Annotated in this window: 14 protein-coding genes; 3 read left to right on the top strand and 11 right to left on the bottom strand. The window is 69.4% G+C overall.

All coding sequences use genetic code 11. The annotated features are described in order from the left end of the window. Nucleotides 1-19: 19 nt before the first annotated feature. Both RKE40_RS13870 and RKE40_RS13865 read right to left on the bottom strand, forming a co-directional pair. The gene (locus RKE40_RS13870) at nucleotides 20-3,559 is read right to left on the bottom strand and encodes a hypothetical protein (protein ID WP_316018823.1); all 3,540 of its coding nucleotides are present in this window, start codon (nucleotides 3,557-3,559) and stop codon (nucleotides 20-22) included. Next, a complete protein-coding gene (locus RKE40_RS13865) occupies nucleotides 3,556-5,943 on the bottom strand; it encodes a hypothetical protein (RefSeq protein ID WP_316018822.1) in 2,388 nt (795 codons plus the stop codon). Before RKE40_RS13865 ends, RKE40_RS13870 begins: the two co-directional genes overlap by 4 nt. Nucleotides 5,944-6,199: 256 nt before the next feature. Here RKE40_RS13865 and RKE40_RS13860 point away from each other — a divergent pair, with 256 nt between their 5' ends. Then, a complete protein-coding gene (locus tag RKE40_RS13860; protein ID WP_316018821.1) occupies nucleotides 6,200-6,790 on the top strand; it encodes a hypothetical protein in 591 nt (196 codons plus the stop codon). Nucleotides 6,791-6,798: 8 nt separating this feature from the next. Here RKE40_RS13860 and RKE40_RS13855 read toward each other — a convergent pair whose 3' ends face one another. From RKE40_RS13855 to RKE40_RS13840, 4 genes are all read right to left on the bottom strand, one after another. Then, nucleotides 6,799-8,595, bottom strand: coding sequence for a hypothetical protein (locus RKE40_RS13855; RefSeq protein ID WP_316018820.1), 1,797 nt, complete (start codon nucleotides 8,593-8,595; stop codon nucleotides 6,799-6,801). Nucleotides 8,596-8,696: 101 nt separating this feature from the next. Beyond that, nucleotides 8,697-9,134 (bottom strand): glycine zipper domain-containing protein, encoded by a 438-nt coding sequence (locus RKE40_RS13850; protein ID WP_184231736.1) that lies wholly within the window; start codon nucleotides 9,132-9,134, stop codon nucleotides 8,697-8,699. Between the two features lie 19 nt (nucleotides 9,135-9,153). After that, nucleotides 9,154-9,282 carry a hypothetical protein gene (locus RKE40_RS13845; protein ID WP_316018819.1) on the bottom strand — a complete coding sequence of 43 codons (129 nt, stop codon included), beginning with the start codon at nucleotides 9,280-9,282 and terminating at the stop codon, nucleotides 9,154-9,156. 262 nt (nucleotides 9,283-9,544) lie between these two features. Next, nucleotides 9,545-10,969, bottom strand: a complete 1,425-nt coding sequence (locus RKE40_RS13840; protein WP_316018818.1) for a cytochrome P450 — start codon at nucleotides 10,967-10,969, stop codon at nucleotides 9,545-9,547. Between the two features lie 207 nt (nucleotides 10,970-11,176). On the opposite strand from RKE40_RS13840, the gene RKE40_RS13835 reads away from it, so the two are divergent. After that, on the top strand, nucleotides 11,177-11,458 hold the full coding sequence (locus tag RKE40_RS13835) for a hypothetical protein (RefSeq protein ID WP_316018817.1): 282 nt from the start codon (nucleotides 11,177-11,179) through the stop codon (nucleotides 11,456-11,458). A gap of 139 nt (nucleotides 11,459-11,597) precedes the next feature. Here the strand turns inward: RKE40_RS13835 and cueR are convergent, their stop codons facing one another. Continuing rightward, entirely contained in the window at nucleotides 11,598-11,984 is a 387-nt protein-coding gene (gene cueR / locus RKE40_RS13830) for a Cu(I)-responsive transcriptional regulator (protein WP_316018816.1), read from the bottom strand. Between the two features lie 11 nt (nucleotides 11,985-11,995). Further along, nucleotides 11,996-14,518 carry a heavy metal translocating P-type ATPase gene (locus RKE40_RS13825; protein ID WP_390893364.1) on the bottom strand — a complete coding sequence of 841 codons (2,523 nt, stop codon included), beginning with the start codon at nucleotides 14,516-14,518 and terminating at the stop codon, nucleotides 11,996-11,998. Nucleotides 14,519-14,700: 182 nt separating this feature from the next. On the opposite strand from RKE40_RS13825, the gene RKE40_RS13820 reads away from it, so the two are divergent. Continuing rightward, entirely contained in the window at nucleotides 14,701-15,447 is a 747-nt protein-coding gene (locus RKE40_RS13820; protein WP_316018815.1) for a 2OG-Fe(II) oxygenase, read from the top strand. An 18-nt stretch (nucleotides 15,448-15,465) separates the two neighbouring features. Here RKE40_RS13820 and RKE40_RS13815 read toward each other — a convergent pair whose 3' ends face one another. From RKE40_RS13815 to RKE40_RS13805, 3 genes are all read right to left on the bottom strand, one after another. After that, complete coding sequence (locus RKE40_RS13815; protein ID WP_316018814.1) at nucleotides 15,466-15,912, bottom strand: NUDIX hydrolase; 447 nt, start codon at nucleotides 15,910-15,912, stop codon at nucleotides 15,466-15,468. Nucleotides 15,913-16,068: 156 nt separating this feature from the next. Then, the gene (locus tag RKE40_RS13810; protein ID WP_316018813.1) at nucleotides 16,069-16,464 is read right to left on the bottom strand and encodes a c-type cytochrome; all 396 of its coding nucleotides are present in this window, start codon (nucleotides 16,462-16,464) and stop codon (nucleotides 16,069-16,071) included. Nucleotides 16,465-16,675: 211 nt separating this feature from the next. Continuing rightward, nucleotides 16,676-17,527 (bottom strand): alpha/beta fold hydrolase, encoded by an 852-nt coding sequence (locus tag RKE40_RS13805; RefSeq protein WP_316018812.1) that lies wholly within the window; start codon nucleotides 17,525-17,527, stop codon nucleotides 16,676-16,678. Nucleotides 17,528-17,559 lie beyond the last annotated feature (32 nt).

Here is a 17,559-nt window from a genome sequence, read left to right as displayed (position 1 = left end):
CGTCACGATCGTCCCCGCCTCAATAGATGCGCGAGACGCGGTCGTGCTCGATCCGCCAGCAGGCTTCCCAGCCTTCATTGGCGGCGAGCACGGTGACCTTCCGGCTGGTCGGCGACAGCACCTCGGAGACGATCTCGCAGGTGCCGAACCCGTCCAGCCCCTCGCGATGCGCTTCGACGATCGAATCGCCCTCGAGCAGCACCATCGGGTCCTGCCCGGCGAGCAGCGGACGCAGGCGCGACAAGGCCTTGCCCTGGGGGTCGAGCCCCGGGATCGTCCGCACGAACTGGAAACGCCGGCCGAGATTGGCCCGTCCGCCGAGGCTTGGGGCGATCTCGTCATGCTCGGCATGGAGCCGGTCGCCCGAGCCCATGTCGTAGCCGAGATAATGGATGCGCTCGGCGGCGAATTCGGTGCGCAGGCCTGTGGCGCCGAGGTCGCGCATCTGCACCGCCATGGCGGCGATGCCGAGCGGATTCTTGTGCAGCACGGCGCTGCCGGCCATGTCGCCCTCGATGCCGAGGATCGCGGCGCCCGCGATCACCGCCTTCTTCATCGCCGCCGGCGAGAACGGGCGCTCGAACGGCAGGGCGGCGTGACTCGCCTGCGCTTCCTGGGCGATCGCCTCGAAGATCGGCGGCCAGAGCGCGGCGCGGCCGGTCGGCACCATCACCACGGTCGGCCGCTGCTGCGGATTCGGGCCGGCGGCGCGCGCCATGCGCGGCAGCATACCGCCGAGCACGGCGGCGATCTCGTTGAGACGCTCGGACGCTGCGCCGGCCCCTTTTTCGAGAGCCGTGCGCGGCAGCTTCAGGATGAGGCGTCGCGTCCCCGCGCGGTCGGCGGGGTCGAGCGCAAGGCGCAGGCCGGACGGCAGCTCCGCCTCGGCCAGAGCCGGCTCGCCTTGCGCGACGAACAGGCCCGCGGCCTCGCCATCGCCCCGCAATTCAGCGAGGACGAGGTCGAGGCTCTCATCCGGCGCCTCGGGATTCCAGCGATAGGGCGCCCGCGCGGTCTCCGATTTGGCCGTGAGCCGCGCGGCGAGGTTCGCCTTGGCCCGTTTGACGGCATTGCGCAGCCAGGCTTTGGCGGTGAGCGCCGCCGCGTCCTGGCGCTGTACGGCGCGCGCTAGAGAGGCCTCCGCGAAGGCCGGCTGCCAATGCGCCTCCTGGCCTTCCATCGCCTTGTCGATCAGCAAGGCGGCGGCCTCGGCCAGCGCCTCGTCCATCATGTCGCCGCCGACCGGCAGTCCGAAGGTCGCGAGCGTCTGGTTGGTCAGTCGGTCGCCGTCGCGCCGCAGGCGCGCGAGTGCGACGTCGCTGGTGCCACCGCCGATGTCGAGCGTCACCAGCAGCGCTTCGCCCTGGTCCGGCACCGCGGCGCGGACCTCGGGCAGGCTCGCGACATAGCGCGCCGCCGCGACTGCTTCGGGCACGGTGACGGCAGCGTCCGCAAAGCTCGTGGCTCCGGGAAAAAGCCGCTCCAGCCGCTGCGAGAACAGTTCCAGCGCCGCCCGGTAGCGCGAGGCGATCTCGTCGCCAATGCCGCTCGGGCAGGAGATCAGGATGCGTGGCACGATCGGCGCAGGGGCATGATCCTCGACCCGCAGTCGGTCCGCGCCGAGGCGCAGCACATAAAGGTCGACCAGCTCGTCGAGCACGTCGGCGACGAGCGGCGCGATCTCGACCGTATTGGTGGCTACGACCCGCTCCGCCGCCGCGTCGTAGCGATGGACCTGCTCGGGCAGCGTCAGCGAGACGGCGCCCGAGGTCAGGGCATGCTTCAGCGAATCCACACGCTTGCCGCCCTCAGGCAGCCCTCCCTGAGCCGGGGGCGCCGGCGCGGAGACGTCGTAGCGGCGCGAAAAGGCCTTGAGGCGCCGTGCCACGGTCGCCCGGTCGGACCCGATCAGGGAAAGGTCGGGCAAAGCGTGCGGGGCATGGTCGGCACGTAAGTTATTGCCGGAATCGAGACCGACATGGCTCGGGATCAGCGGCGCGGCACCTGCGTCCTGTAACGCCGCCTCGCCATGGCGCGGATCGACATGCCGCGCCAGCCAGGAGCCCAGCGCCAGCGGCCTGATCTCGGTGGCGCGGCCGGCGGCACGTGGCGCTCCCGACCAGATCGAGGTCGCGGAGGCGCCGAGGTCGATGCAGATCGGCAGCCTGTGGACGCGGCGGCTGTAGCGCACCGGAAGGCTCGCGCGCACCAGCGGCTGCCCGCCATCATCACCGGCCGCGATGGTGAGCTCGACCGTGATCGGCCCGCGCAGGACATTGGGGCCGCTGGTCCGGACGGCGCGCGAGAGCGTGGTGGTCAGGTTCTGCATCGGCACGACGGCGCGGCCCCGCCGGCCGAAATCGCCCTCGCGGACGATCTCGAGCGGGAAAGGCGTCGTAGCCTCCGCGACCTCGTTGTCGCCCATCCGGCTGACCACCTCGACGCTCAGCGGCGCTGTGCGGGTCAGCGGCCAGCGCCTGAGGTCGATCACCAGCCCGTCGCAGCGCACGATCGAGGTCTCGTCGTCGGGGTCGACCTCGGCGTTGAGGCCGCCTTCGATCACGAGATCGGACGTCGTGCCGAGCGGGCAGCTGAGATGCGAACCGGCGATCGTCAGGGCGACATCGCCACGGTTCTGACTGCGGATCGGCACCGAGCGCGCCTCGAGCGCGCTCGACCAGGGCCTCGCAGGCCCGTCGGGGTCATGGCTCGAGCCATCCTGCGCGATCCAGCCGCCGAGCTTGGCGGTCAACCGGACCTGCAACGCCGCCTTCGGATTGGCCTGGATCGTCTCGTCGACGAAATCGAGCACGGCGTCGCGTGTCAATGTCACGTCGAGCCTGACCTCCTGCCCGGCCAGCGCCGGTGCGTCGGCCAGCCAGAGCAGGTGCCGGCAGGTGCTGGCGCCGGCGTCGGGGTAGCGTCGCAGCGAGACCGAGTGGTCCATCGGTGCGGCGATGGCGAGCGACAGGTTCTGCGCCTTCAGGCCGAAGCAGCTCGCCTCGATGGTCAGGCCGCGCCTGCCTTCCAGCACGATGTCCTTGGGGATGTCGATGGCGATCTGGCTGACGCCGAGCGTCTTGCCGGTGGCGAGCGAATCGAGGTCGATCTCGACCGGCTCGATCCGCCATTCCGGCTGCGAGGCGCCGGCCAGCACCGCGATCTTGACGACGCGGCGCGGCGAGGCGCGGGCGCCGCCGGGCGTTTCGACGATGGTCGAGAAGGCGATCTCGAGACTGGCGTCACTCTCGATATCGGCCTGCTGGCGGTGGGTCGCGACGGCGCGCATCACCGCCTCGCGCCGCAGGCCGAGCATCAGACGCTCGCCGGCACGCACTGCCGCCTTGTCCAGCAGCGTGCCACCCTGCAGCCAGCCGATGTCGATGCCGCTCGGCAGGCTGGGGGCGTGCGAGATCAGTGAGACCGTGACCGCCTTGACCATGTCCTCGGGCGCTTCGAAGGCGAGGATGTCGATCAGGCCTTCGCTGCGGTCGAGCGCGATGGTGGCGCTGAAGCTCGCGAGCCGGGTCTCGAGATTGTAGCAGGACGCGGCGCTCATCCGTTCTCTCTTCCGGCTCCGGTCGGCGCCGGCTCATGCGTTGTGGCGCGGCCGAGCGCGGCGCCCCATTCGTGGTCGACGCCCGAGACGGCTGCCGCCCCGGCGAGATAGCGGGCGAGCGTATCGCTCGTTCCGGCGCGCAGCCGCCGATAGGCGGCGCCGAATCCTGGGTCGCCGGTATCGGCGAGTGCCTTGGCCGCGAAGGGCGTGCCGGCGAAGGCGGCATCGGCCTCGCGCAAGGCGAGATCGGCCAGCAGCAGGCGGCCATAGCCGCCCAGGACCCGACGCAGACCCAGCGCGTGCGGCGCCGCGGTATCCTCCTGGCCGAGAACCTGGCCGATCTGCGCCTCGATCGCGCCGAGCGCCGGTGTCAGGCCTTCCACGGCGTCGATCGTCGCCACGAAGCCCTGGGTCGTGCCTGCGAGGCGCGAGGCGCCGCGCAGGGCATCGCCGGCACGGTCATTACGCGCGGCGAGCCCCGCGAGGCCGGCCACCTTCTCCCAGGCGCCGATCAGCGCGCCCGCCGAGGCACTCTGCGCCGCCTCGCGGCGCAGGCCGGCGAAATGCTCGTGCAGCAGCATGATCTCGCCGGGCGTCAGCTCGCCCAGCCGTTTGCCCAGCTCCGCCAGCAGCGCGGAAGACTGGCCCGATTGCGCGCCGGCCTCGATGAGTTCGCTGCGCCGGCGCGCGACTTCCTCGAGCGCCGGTGCGACCAGGGGGCGGCGTTGCGCTCTGCGGCGCAGTTCAAGGAGAAGACCGTCGAGATTGCTCAGCGGGCGCTGGCCACGGCGCTTGCGGGCTTCGGCGATCGTCTGCTCGACCTCGGCGACGACATTCGTATCCAGCCAGCTCTGGTGCGCGCAGGCCGCGATGTCGTGCAGAAGCCGCATTGCTCGACGATCCTGGCCGGCCAGCGTCATCGCTTCGCGACCGAGGAGCTGCGGCAATACGGGCTCCTCGTACCAGCCGAGCAGGCGTTCCGTCTCCGCCGGCGGGGTCTCGGGCCCGGGCGCGGGCAGAAGCAGGCGCACCGCACAGGCGCGCGCCGCGACCTTCGGCTGCTCCACGGCCCAGAGCAGCATGGCGGTCTGCTCGCCTAGCGTGCGCTCACAGAGCTCGTCGGCTCGCGACGGATCGAGGCCCGTCAAGGCCGCTGCCGCCTCCAGCAGATTGCTGCCGGCCTCCGGGGCTTTGGCGCGCGCGTCGATCCGGGCGAAAGGGCCCGCATCGGCCGGCGCCTGCGCCCGTGCCGCCGCGATCTCCGCCAGGATCAGGCTCAGCTGGGCGGTTCGTGCCGGCGTGGCCTGCCAGAGGCCGTCGGCCAGCCGGCCGGCGGCGAGCGCGAGATCGTCGCGCAGAGGTGCTGCTGCGCCGGGCGTCGCCACGACGAGGGCCTGGCCGGTGCCACCGCCCAGCGTGAGCCCGGTCGAGACCGAAGCGGCATAGGTTTCGCGGTGCGAAACCGCGCCGAGCTCTCCGTCCTGCCAACGGATGGTCATCGGTGCGCCGTTTGCCGCCTCGCCGGCGCCGATCCAGACGAGCTGGCGGCGTGGTTCGGCGAAGACCAGGACCTCGTCCTCTTCGAGCCAGTCGGGAAGGCTCAGGCGGCAGGACCCGTCCGCATTGGCGATCGGCCGCAGCAGGCGAAAGCCGCGCCGCAAGGCGGCGACGCGGTTGAGGCCGGTGGCGTCGGTATCGCGCAAGTCGGCGGGCGTCGCGCCCAGCGCGTCGAGTTCCTCCTCGACGGCGAGCCGCAGGTCCTGATCTAGCTGCGCCAGTGCCTGTCGGGCTTGCCGCATTGCGGCCGGCAGATGCGCGACCAGGACGCCGCCGCCGCTGCCTTCGCCGCTGAAATCGAGCGTCAGCCCGTCGTTGCGGATGGCGGTGACGCGGGTCAGTGTGGCGCGCTCATCCGCCGGGTGCATGAACGGGCCGGCGAGCAGGCGTAAAGCTCCCGCTCCGGTTTCGGCGACCTGGTTCAGGCCACTGGCAATGAGCGTCTCCGGCGCGTCCTGCGGCCGCTCAGCGAGGGAACGGCGCTCGATCGCCAACGTGCCGGCGGTGCCATCGGAATGCGCTCGCAGCAAAGCGAGGCCGGCGCCCTGCGGGTCGGCCTGGTCCGGCGTCAGGCGCTCGTCGAGCTGGATCGCCACGACGCGGCTCTCGCCTTCACTCGGGACGGTGACGGCATGAAGCACGCGGCTGCCGGGCGGCAGCTTGCCTGAGAGCGGTGCGTCTTCGCCGTCGCCAGCCGCAATCAGCGTGATGCGGCCGCCGGTCTCTTCAGCCGCAAGGAAGCGGGCGCGGGCGCCTTCGCTCCAGACCGCGGCGACATGACGTGAGCCGTCCCAGATGATGGCGACGGGCGCCACGGAAAGATGCACGGGGGCTGGCTCCGGAAAGACTGGCGCGGGAGGATATCGGTGGCGGACCTTGCGCGATGGTCCGTCGTCTTGCAAGACGTTGCGGCATGACAGGCGGCGAAGCTTCCGTGTTGCTGGCGGATGCTGTCGCTTGCGAGGTCGAGTGGTCCCGCCCTAATCTTGCCGAGTTGGACGTGCGACTTTGCGGGATGGGCTTGCCTCGTCCTGCTCGTCCGGGCGGACCTGTCGACAGGCGTAGAGAACGGAGAGCGGTTTCATGGCGGCAGAGCCGGTTTGTTTCGCGGCCTTGCCCGCAGCCTTGCCCGCGCAGTGGGGCGCTTCTCCCGCGGACGCGCCGACAGGCGACGAGGTCGTCCGGCGCCGTCTGGTCCTGACCGGCCTCGACGATTCCGAGGTCGCCCAAGAGACAAAGGCGAGTTTCCTCGCGCCGCGCCTGTTGCCTCGCCTGTTCCGCGAGCCAGCGCAGGTCGGCTCCGAAGCGCGTGCCGCGCTCGAGGGGGCGGATCGCCTCGTCATCCTGCTGCCGATCGGCCGCTATGATGACGGCGTCTGGGCGCCGATCATCGAGCGCATCCTGCTCGGAGCCGGCGAAGGCGCCGCAAGGCCGCGCGAGACGATCCTGGCCTGGAGCGGCATCGAGCCCTTCCTTGCGCCCTTTGGCAGGCGCGCTTCGGAGATCTGGAGCGACCCACGTCTCGTGGAGTCGATGCTCGGCGTGTTCGAGCGCTCCGCCCGCTCGCTCGCCGCAGTCCTGCGCGAATCCGGCGCCGGGATCCGGCGCGGCCTGATCCGGTTCGAGCCCGGCCCGGCCGAGACGCCGGCGCGCGTGGCGCTGGCGCTCGCCTGAGCCGACGGCTACTTCCAGACGAGGGCGTTGGCGAGGTCGCGGCGGCCGCATTCGAGCGACATGGCGTTGACGGCGGCGCGGTAGCCCTGCAGCGAATAGACCACATGGGCGGGCCTGCCGTCGGGCGTGGTGCCGTTGAGTTCGAGGGTCGTGCCTTTGTTGTAGCCGGCGACCGCGTCCATATCGAGGATCGGCTGGCCGTTGGAGCCCTCCTTCATCGGGCGGATGAAGTTGCCGGGCGCGCTGGCGTTGAGCGGGCGCACATCGCCGCCTTCGGTCACCGAAGCCTCGATCGGCGCGCCCGGGCGGTAGTAGCGCTTGTCGTCGAGCAGATGCTGGATCGCGCCGCTGCCCTCGCTCTCGGCCGAGAGCAGGATGAAGGGCGCCTGCTCGCGCCAGTTGGTCGGCCCGGCTTCGGCGGCGGCGGTGTAGGCGTAGCAGGTGCGCTTGCCGGTGGCCGCATCCTCGACGACGCTGGCATACCAGTTCTGGAAGCGACGGATCAGGCGGCCCGGCGCTTCCGGCAGCAGCATGTCGCTGGTGTCGACCGCGCGGGCACGCAGCTGGTATTCCTGTCGGCTCGGTCCAGTATTGGCGACGCGGATGGTGTACTGGCCCGCCCCGAGTCGGTAGCGGCGCAGATTCGGCCGGCTCGGATTGGCGATGTGGATCGTCCGCAGCGGCGGGTGGCCCGGCGCGAAGACCTCGACGAGCAGCTTGCCGGGGCCGCGCAGGCTCGGCAGCGGGATGTCGACCTCGACATAGGATTCGCGGAGAATCGAGAAGGCGTATTGCTGCAGGCCGCGCCCACCCTCGACCCGCCCGTCGATACGCAGCGGCGTTTCGCTCAGGCGCGGCGCCGAGACGGCGTTCTGGTTGCGCGAGGAGCCGAGTGCCGCCCATTGGGTCGCGGTCGGCAGGTCGTCGAAGGCGACGAGGCCGCCGCTGAACACCGGGGTCGTGTCCTTGCGGTTGGCGCTGACGGCGATGCGGAAGCCGTTGTGCCGCTGCTCGACCGAGACCGAAGCGCTCCAGCGCCGCGCTTCCTCCGAGGAAGGATCGTGCAGCATGGCGAAGGAGACGTGGCGCGGCGCACGGATCCGCGACTTCTTCTCCTCGTCGGCCTGCTTGCTCAGCGCCCGGCGCATGCGGTCGGAGAAGAATTCGAGCCAGCCCGGATTGACCGGCGCGCCGTTCAGCATGTGGGCCGACAGCGCCAGGGTGTTGGAGGTCTCGGTCGACTGCTCCCAGATCGCTTCGGCGACCTCGTCGAAGATGTTTTCGGTCCGGCGGTAGATCTCGCCGATGAATTCCTCGGAGACGGTGAAGGGATCGAGGCTCGGCGAGCAGCTCTCATAGCCGTTCCAGCCATGCGCCGACAGCAAAAGCCGGGTCGAGGGGCCGATGCGCTGGCCGGTGGCCCTAATCTCGATCTCGATCTTGCTGAGCTGCTCCTTGGCGTTGCCCGCGAGCGCGCTGTCGAGGATGCCGGTGTCGCTGATGTTCAGGACCGGGCCGATGTCGAGGAAGGGCGCCATCCGGACGCCGTCCAGGCGCGAGAACGCGGCATGGACCTGCTGCATCACGTTGTTGCCCTGGTCCCGCGAGAACGCGTTCTCGGGCTGCGGGCGCGAGGCCGTGCCGATCCGGACCGGAAGCTTCAGCGGTCCGCACTGCTTCTCGATGCGCTGCCACAAGGCCTGCGCAGCCGAACCGATCGGGTCCTGCGGATTGTATCCCGGGAAGGTCTGAGTCTGCGCCGCCGTCACGGTCGGTGACGCGGCTGCCAGCCAAACCGTCGCCATCCAGCTCGCCAACTTCGGCAACGCTCTGCCCGTCATCCCTGTCCCCATGGGGCCCTCCCGCGCGAGGCGAGGGAGGGCCGTTCTTCTCGGCTATGCCCGGCTCAGATGCCGGAGGCTTCGTTGGTCGCCAGGTTGACCTCGACCGTGTCGGTGCCGGCGGCCTGGCCGTTGCGGGTCACGGTGCGCTCGACGACGCGGACGCGCTGGCCCGCGCTGTTGTTGTAGGTCTTCACCGTGCGCGCCTTCACGACCACGTCCTGGCCGCTCGAATTCCGGAAACGCTGGGTGTTCGCGCCCGAACGCGCGGCGATGTAGGCGGCCTCGCGGGCGCGCTCACGCTCGATCGCGTCGGCGATGACGAGGCCGGTAAGGCCGCCAATCGCGGCGCCGATCGCCGCCCCGCGCCAGCCACCGACCGCACCGCCGATCAGGGCGCCGGCGCCGGCGCCGAGAGCGCCGCCGGTGGCGACACGTTCCTGGGACGCGGTGCAGCCGCCCAGCGCAAGGGCGCCGGCGACGAGGATGGTTCCGACTTTCATGGTCTTGGCATGCATTACGTCACCCCACTGCAAAAGTTGCTTCTTGAAACATGGCGCTTGCAGCTGTCACAGCCTTTGCGGCCGGCAGGGCGTCTTTCGCCAAGCCGACCAAAAAATTACGCAGCACCACACGCGCCATCTGTTCCATATCGCCCATTTCTGGGCAAGTGGTGCAAAATGTGGCAGTCACTTGTGCCAATAGTGGCGGAACCGCTCTTGAAAATCGGGTTCTGACGAAGCAGAGGCCGTGCAGGGCGGCGTTGCCGCGGAAGCCTGCTGCCTCTATGGCCTGCTCAGAACAGGGCGAAATCTTGTCTGTGGAATGTCTTTTTCTTGGCCTCTGTGGTTAATTGGTCGCGCTCGATCTGCTGATATTACGCAAGGTAATCAAGTGCCTTCCGCAGCGCTTCCTACTCTATTCCTTTGCGCGACGTCACGCGCATCGGCATGCCGTGGCGCGGCCGGAGCGTGACATGGTGCACCGGCGTCGGCGGCTCGCCGGCATGCTCGAAACGCAGCGTGCGCACCAGCGTCGCCAGCACGATCGACGCTTCGACCATGGCGAATTGCTGCCCGATGCAAACCCGCGGGCCCGCGCCGAAGGGAAGGTAGGCGTAGCGCTCGATCGTCTCGCGCGCGCCGGGCATGAAGCGCTCGGGGTGGAAGCGGTCCGGCTCGCGCCATAGCGTTTTGTGACGGTGGAGCAGATAGGGCGAGATCACCACGAGCGCGCCCTTGGGAATGAAGCAGCGCCCGCCGACCGCGTCGTCCGCCAGCGCGGTGCGCGACAGCGACGGTACCGGTGGGTAGAGCCGCATCGCTTCTTCGATCACGGCGCGTGTCAGCGCCAGTCCGGAGCCGGAAAGGGCGGCCGCTGCGAGGTCGTCGCCGGCGGCGTCGACCTCGGCTTCCAGCGCCTCCTGCGTCTCGGGAGCCTGCGACAGCAGAAACAGTGACCAGGTCAAGGCATTGGCGGTCGTCTCGTGCCCGGCGCCGATGAAGGTGATGATGTTCGCGCCGATCTCGGCCTCCGAAAGGCCGGTCCCGGTCTCGGGGTCGCGCGCGGCGAGCAGCGCGTCGAGCAGGTCGGGCGCGCCGTCGGGTGGCGGAGAGTGCCTGCGCAACGCCTGCCGCTCGGCGATGATCGCGGCGACCTGCGTCTCGAAGAACGAGATCGCCGGGCGCGCCATCCAGCGGCCGAGCCGTGGCACCCAGGCGGGCGCGCCGAGAATGTCGAGCGGATCGATCTTTCCTTGGGTCTCGAAATAGCGGGTCAGCGCCTTGCCGAAAGCGTCGGCACCGCCGGCGATCGCATTGGAGAACATGGTCTCGGCGAGAATGTCGTAGGTCACGCGGGTCATGTCCTGCGCGATGTCGACGACGCGGCCGGGTCGCCGGCGCGCCATGCGCTGCGCGGTCGCTTCAGCCGGGCCCAGCATCCTGCGAGCGAGAGCGGCGACGGCGCGCGGCGTGAAAAGCGGCGCCAGCGTGCGGCGAGCCCGCTTCCAGGCCTCGCCTTCTACGGTTAGCAGGCCTTCGCCGAGGCCGGGCGCGAGGATGGTGCGCTGCAGGTCGTCCTTGCGGTAGTTCGCGGCGTTCTCGACCAGGACATGGCGAATGGCCACGGGGGCGGACAGGACGACGCCATAGCCGAATATCCCTTCGCCCGCGACGATCGGCTCGCGGAAATGCCGCTGGCGCCAGATCGTCAGGGGATTCTGACGCAGGCGCAGCAGCAGTTCCAGCCGGCTGAGTTCGCGGTCGCCCGGCACCGGGGCGGGCGGGCGCCTGCCATGCACGTTCCTAGCGGTGTTTGCGGCGTTTGGAGCGGTCATCGGTGACGATTCTCCCGCGGCGAGGTCAGGCAGCCTGTCGGGACTTTCGGGCCGGATGAAGGCGCGATGACATGTCACGGCGCGTTTTCGGTCGCCGTCATGCAAACGGTGCAGGGCTGTTCGCTTTGCTGCGCTGCGGCCAAACTCCGACATAATCTTGTGCGATGCACAATGGATGCCTATCTTCGCCCCTAAGGAGCGACCCTAATGCCTGCTTACAAGAACCCCCCGCCGCGCATTTTGCGGCCCCGCGTCGAACTGCCGACCCTCGACGAGGCGATCACCGCCGCGCAGGGCCTGAGCGATTCGCCGGAGGAGCAGGCCGAGATCGCCGCCAATCTGATGGGCGTGCCGGTTTCCGATGTCGTGCCGCTGGTTCGCAAGGCCGCCAACCGCACCATGGTGACGACGCCGAATCGCGCGGTCGTCGTGGTCCGTCGGCCGGTCCGCACCTTCTCGCCGCGCCTGGCCGAGGCGATGCGCCGCTGAGCTTCGCTGCCGCCCGGAAACGGGCTTTCGCAGCACCCGAGACAATTGAAGCAGTGCCGGCCCGAAAGGCCGGCACTGCTTTTTTCATCGCACGCTGAAAAACGGCGACCGGTCGGCTTCAAGCCGATCGCCGGGGAATTCAGCTGCTGATCTCGTCCAGGATCGGGCAGTCCGGCCGGCCGTCGCCATGGCAATGGCTGGCGAGATGGCGCAGCGTCTTCGCCATCGCCTTCAGCGCTGCCGCCTTCTCCTCGAGTTCGGCGACGTGCTTCAGCGCCATTGCCTTAACATCGGCGCTGGCCCGCGAGCGATCGCGCCAGAGCGCCAGCAGCGCTCCGGTTTCCTCGATAGAGAAGCCGAGGCTGCGGGCCCGGCGCACGAAGCGCAGCGTGTGGACATCGTCGGGGCCATAGACGCGATAGCCCGATTGGGAACGCGCCGGCGGCGGGATCAGTGCGATCTCCTCATAATAGCGGATCATCTTGGCGCTGACGCCCGAGGCCTCGGCGGCTTGTCCGATGTTCATCCTATCCTCCTTCAGGCCGTCGCCGGCACATTGGCCGGCCCGGATTCCTCGGTCCGCGGCTGCCCTGTGAAGCGCTTCAGGCGGAGCGCGTTGGCGAGAACGCTGACGCTCGAGAACGCCATGGCGAAGCTGGCGAAGACCGGCGACATCAGAACGCCCCAGAGCGGATAGAGCAGGCCGGCCGCGACCGGGATCAGCAGCACATTGTAGCCGAAGGCCCAGCCGAGATTCTGCCGGATATTGGTCATCGTCGCCTTCGATAGCGCGATCGCTTCCGGGACATGGCGCAGATCGCCCGAGATCAGCACGATATCCGCGCTTTCGATGGCGATGTCCGTGCCTGCGCCCATGGCGATGCCGACATCGGCCTGGGCCAGGGCCGGGGCGTCATTGATGCCGTCGCCGACGAAGGCGACGCGCCTGCTGCCATCGCCCTGGAGATCGGCGACGATCCTGGCCTTCTCGGTCGGCAGCGCCTCGGCCCGCACTTCGTCGATCCCGAGCCGGCGTGCGATGGCCTCGGCCGTGCCGCGATTGTCGCCGGTCACCATCACGATGCGCAAGCCAAGCCGGCGCAGGCTCTCGACCGCCGCCGGCGTGCCGGGCTTGATCTGGTCCGCGACTGCGATCAGACCGGCGAGCTTGCCGTCGATCGCAGCGTAGAGCGGCGACTGGCCTTCGCGGGCCAGGGCTTCGGCGCGTGCGGCGAAGCCGTCCGGGTCGATGCCCAGCCGCCGCATCAGCCGCTTCGAGCCGACGGCGACGCGCCGCCCCTCGACCGTGGCCTCGATGCCCATGCCGGGCTCGGCCTGGAAGTCGCTGGTCGTGGCGAGGGTAAGGCCACGCCGGGCCGCCTCGTCGACGATCGCTTCCGCGGAAGGGTGCTCGGAGGCGCTCTCCGCCGAGGCGGCAAGGCGCAGCGTCTCGGTTTCGTCGAAACCGGCGGCAGCCACGACCTGCGTCACCTCGGGCGTGCCCTTGGTCAGCGTGCCGGTCTTGTCGAAGGCGATGGTGGAAATGCCGCTGAGGCTCTGCAAGGCCGCGCCCTGGCGGAACAGGATGCCGAGCTCGGCCGCCTTGCCGGTACCGACCATGATCGAGGTCGGGGTGGCGAGGCCCATCGCGCAGGGGCAGGCGACGATCAGCACCGCGACAGCATTGACCAGCGCATAGGTCAGGGCCGGCGACGGGCCGAAATAGAGCCAGGCCGCGAAGGTGATGGCCGAGACCAGGATCACCGCCGGCACGAACCAGTTGGTGACGCGGTCGACCAGGGCCTGGATCGGCAGCTTGGCGCCTTGTGCGGCCTCGACCATGCGCAGGATCTGCGCGAGCAGCGTATCGGCGCCGACCTTCTCGGCCCGGAAGCGCAACGCGCCATTGCGGTTGATCGTGCCGCCGATGACGCTGGCGCCGGCGCTCTTATGGGCGGGCGCGGGCTCGCCGGTGACCATCGATTCGTCGACATAGGACGAGCCCTCGACGACCTCTCCGTCGACCGGGACCTTCTCGCCCGGGCGGACGAGCACGAGGTCGCCGACGCGCACCTCCTCGACCGCGATTTCGCTCTCGATGCCGTCGCGCAGCACGCGGGCGGTGCGGGCCTGCAGGGTCACCAGCCGGCTGATCGCCGCGCTGGTGCGGCCCTTGGCGCGGGCCTCGAACCAGCGGCCGAGCAGGATCAGGGTGACGATGACCGCGCCGGTCTCGAAATAGGTGTGGGCAGTGCCTTCAGGCAGCCAGCCCGGCCGGAAGGTCGCGACCGCCGAATAGAGATAGGCCGCGCCGGCGCCGATCATCACGAGCGCGTTCATGTCGGGCGCGCCGCGCAGCAGCGCCGGCCCGCCCTTCAGGAAGAAGCGCAGCCCGGGCCAGAACAGGACGATGCTGGCCAGCGCGAAGGCGGTCACCTTCAGCGTGAAGATATCGGCGATGCCGAGCAGCCAATGGTGGAAGGTCTCGCTCAGATGCGGGCCCATCTCGATGACCATCAGCGGCAGCGTCGCCAGCGCCGCGATGACGACCGCGCGACCGAGCTCGCTCTGCTCCGCCTCACGCCGCTCCTGCATATCGGCGCGCGGGTTCGCACTCGCGCCGAGGGGCTCCGCTTGATAGCCGGCAGCGGCGATGGCGGCGATCAGGGCCAGCACGGCGGTGGGGTCGGCGAGCTGGACGGTCGCGCGCTCTGTCGCGAGATTGACGTTCGCAGCCAGTACGCCCGGCACGCCGCGCAGGGCCTTCTCGACCCGGCCGACGCAGGAGGCGCAGGTCATTCCGGTGATCGACAGGTTCACTTCGGTTTCGGCCGGCTCGTAGCCCGCGGCGCGGATCGCAGCGGCGATGGCGGTAGCGTCGCCCCCCGCGACCTGTGCCCGCCCGGTCGCGAGGTTGACCTGCGCCCTGGTCACGCCGGGGACGGCTGCGATCGCCTTTTCGACCCTGCCGACGCAGGAGGCGCAGGTCATGCCATCCACGGGTATGTCGAGCACGGAGGTCTGATTTCCGCGCGGTTCGAGCGTTGCTTGCATCGCCATGATATCCGCTTTCGTTCTCATCGTGCTGAGATGGCTACACCTTCCCATGATTGGAAGGTCAAGCGGCGATTTCGGATAACTCGCAGAGCCCGGCGCCGTCCCTGAAATCGCAGGAAGCGGGTGGCGCGCCGGTCGGCTCCGCGGCGAGATCGGGCGCAGTCTCCGGCTCGAAAGGAAGCGCCATGCCCGCAACGAACCGTCACAACACAACGCCCGACGGACAGGACTTCGAGGCGATGGTCGCAGCGCTCGATTGGGCGCGGATCGAGGCTGAACTCGACGCGCATGGCGTTGGGCTCACCGGCCGGCTTCTCGATGCCGAGGCTTGCGCCGGCCTGCGCGGGCTCTATGCCGAGCCGGCCCGCTTTCGCAGTCGGATCGTCATGGCGCGGCACGGCTTCGGGCGCGGCGAGTACCAGTATTTCGCCCATCCCTTGCCGCAGCCGGTCGCGGCCCTGCGCCCGCTGGTCTATGCCCGTCTGGCGCCCATCGCCAATCGCTGGAACGAAACGCTCGGCATCGCCCAGCGCTATCCTGAAAGCCTCGACGCGTTCCTCGCGCTCTGCCATCGGGCCGGCCAGCAGCGCCCGACGCCGCTGCTGCTGAAATACGAAGCCGGCGACTATAACTGCCTGCACCAGGACCTGTACGGCGACCTGTTCTTCCCCTTCCAGATGGTGATCCTGCTTTCGCAGCCCGGCCGCGATTTCACCGGTGGCGAGTTCACCCTGGTCGAGCAGCGGCCACGCATGCAGTCTCGGCCGGAAGTGGTGCCGCTGGCACAGGGCGAGGCGGCGATCTTCGCAGTCCAGCATCGGCCGGTCGAAGGCACGCGCGGCGCCTATCGGGTCAATCTGCGCCATGGCGTCAGCCGGGTGCGCAGCGGCGAGCGTTTCACTACGGGGCTGATCTTCCACGATGCCCGCTGAGCCGGGATTCGCTGCCCTTCAGGCAGCCTTGATGTCGAGCCCGGCGACGATGGCGCCCAGCGCCGGCTCGTCGATCAGGTCTGCGGCATCGGCCTGGGTGAACCAGCGGCAACTGCGCTGCGCCTGTTCCGGCCATGTCGGCAATTGCTGTTTGACCTCGAGCAGATAGAGCCGGACCTTGCACAGGATGAAATGGTCGGTCTTGCGCTTCCAGTAGGTGTAGCGCCCGACCGGCTTCTTGCCGATCTCGCCGATCAGGCCGGCTTCTTCCATCGCTTCGCGCGCGGCTGCCTCATGGCCCTTGAGGCCGCGGATCGGCCAGCCCTTCGGCACGATCCAGCGCTGGGTTTCGCGCGTCGTCACCAGCATGATCTCGATCGCGCCGTCGGCGCGCCGTCGGAACGGGATGGCGCCGATCTGGACTTTCGGCTCGGCCGGCCGTTTGCCGGCTGTCGTCTTCGCCACCCTTGTCGACCTTCGCGCGCTTTTTTCCCCGCGACAACATAGGGTGATTCGTCGCCGAAATTTCCAGAAAATTTGTAGCCGGCAATCTTTCTCTGCGGCCGTTTCCGTAACGGCGCTACGGCTCGGGCGCGACCCAGAGCCGTAGCGCGGCCTCGATCAGCTCTTCTTGCCGTCCTTGCCGAACTGCTTGAGGAAGGCCGTCAGGTCGGCGATTTCCTTGTCGTTCTTGATTCCGGCGAAGATCATCTTGGTGCCGGGGATCTTGGCGCGCGGATCCTTGATGTACTCGGCGAAGACCGCCTCGTCCCAGGTGATGTCGGCGCCCTTGTTGGCGGCCGAGTAGCTGTAGCCCTCGACGGCGCCGGTGTGCCGGCCGAACAGGCCGTTGAGATGCGGGCCGACCAGGTTCTTCGCGCCTTCGCCGATCTGGTGGCAGGCGCGGCACTTGTTCCAGGATCGCTCGCCGGCGGAGATGTCCTGGGCCGATGCCGTGGTGGCGGCAAAAGTGGCGAAGCCGAGGGTGAGAAGGGCGGCGCTGGCGATGGCTTTCATGGTCGATCCTTCTTGAAGCTGGGTGCGTGGCACGGGACCGGGCAGGCAGGTCGTCACGACCCGTTCGCTCGCGGGGTCCAGCCTGTATCGCGCAAACCGTCGATACAGGCTGGACCCCGGCGACCATGGGATAGCGAATTAGAGGAATTCTGAAACTGGTCAGTTCGCCGCGGATGGGCTTCGCCTGTGCGGCCGCCCGCGGCGTTTCGCTTCACGATCCCGTGGGGGCGGCGCGCGCTGCGATCTCGCTGATCCACTCCGCGACATTGGCGGTGAAGGCGTCCGGTCGCGAAACCGGGAAATAATGCCCGCCAGTATCGAGCATTGTCTTGCGCGCGCCCGGCAGGCCGGCGGCGAGCTCGTCCTGCAGGAAGGCGGGGACGACCATGTCGTCCCGCGCGCCGAGGATAAGGACCGGCAGCGTCAGGCTGGCGCTCCAGGCCGAGCCGTCGAAGGAGCGCAGCGCGTCGATGCGCTCGCGCATGATCTGCCTTTCCTCGTTCGTCGCCGGCGCGTTCGCTACGGCGCTTTCGTAGACGTTCCAGTGCGCCTCCAGCCAGGTCGGCGGATAGGCCATCAGCGTCGCGCTCGCGGCGTAGGCGCGCGGGTGCTGATCGAGAATGGCGAGGCGTGTCTCGAACAGGGCCGACATATAGCGGTTCTGCTTCAGCCAGCTGCCGCTCAGGATCAGCCCGGCGAGCCGGTCGGGGGCCTGGCGGGCCAGCGAGAGGCCGATGCAGCCGCCGGTCGAATGCCCGAGCAGCACGGCGCGTTCGACACCGGCAGCGTCGAGGACGGCAAGGCAGTCCTGCGCCAGCTGGTCGATCGTCGAGCGCGCGGTGCCGCGCGTGCTGGAGCCCATGCCGCGCTGGTCGAAGCGCAGCACCCGGAAGGAGCGGGCGAGGGTCGCGGCATTGTCGTCCCAGAAGGCGGCGGTTCCGTTGATGCCGCTCACCAGCAGCAGCACCGGTCCTTCACCTTGCGAGCAGCCGCGCAGCACGGCGCCATCGGCGGTGTGCGCCTCGAATTCGCCGCTCACGGCACGCTGTGCGACGGCGCTCATCGGGCCTCGCCGGCGAAGGGGCGGCGGTTTGC

The sequence above is a fragment of the Allobosea rubneri genome (assembly GCF_032464875.1).
In the GTDB taxonomy this organism is placed as follows: Bacteria; Pseudomonadota; Alphaproteobacteria; order Rhizobiales; family Beijerinckiaceae; genus Allobosea; species Allobosea rubneri.
Note: the sequence above shows the minus strand (reverse complement) of the source record. Positions and strands in the feature narration are given on the sequence as shown.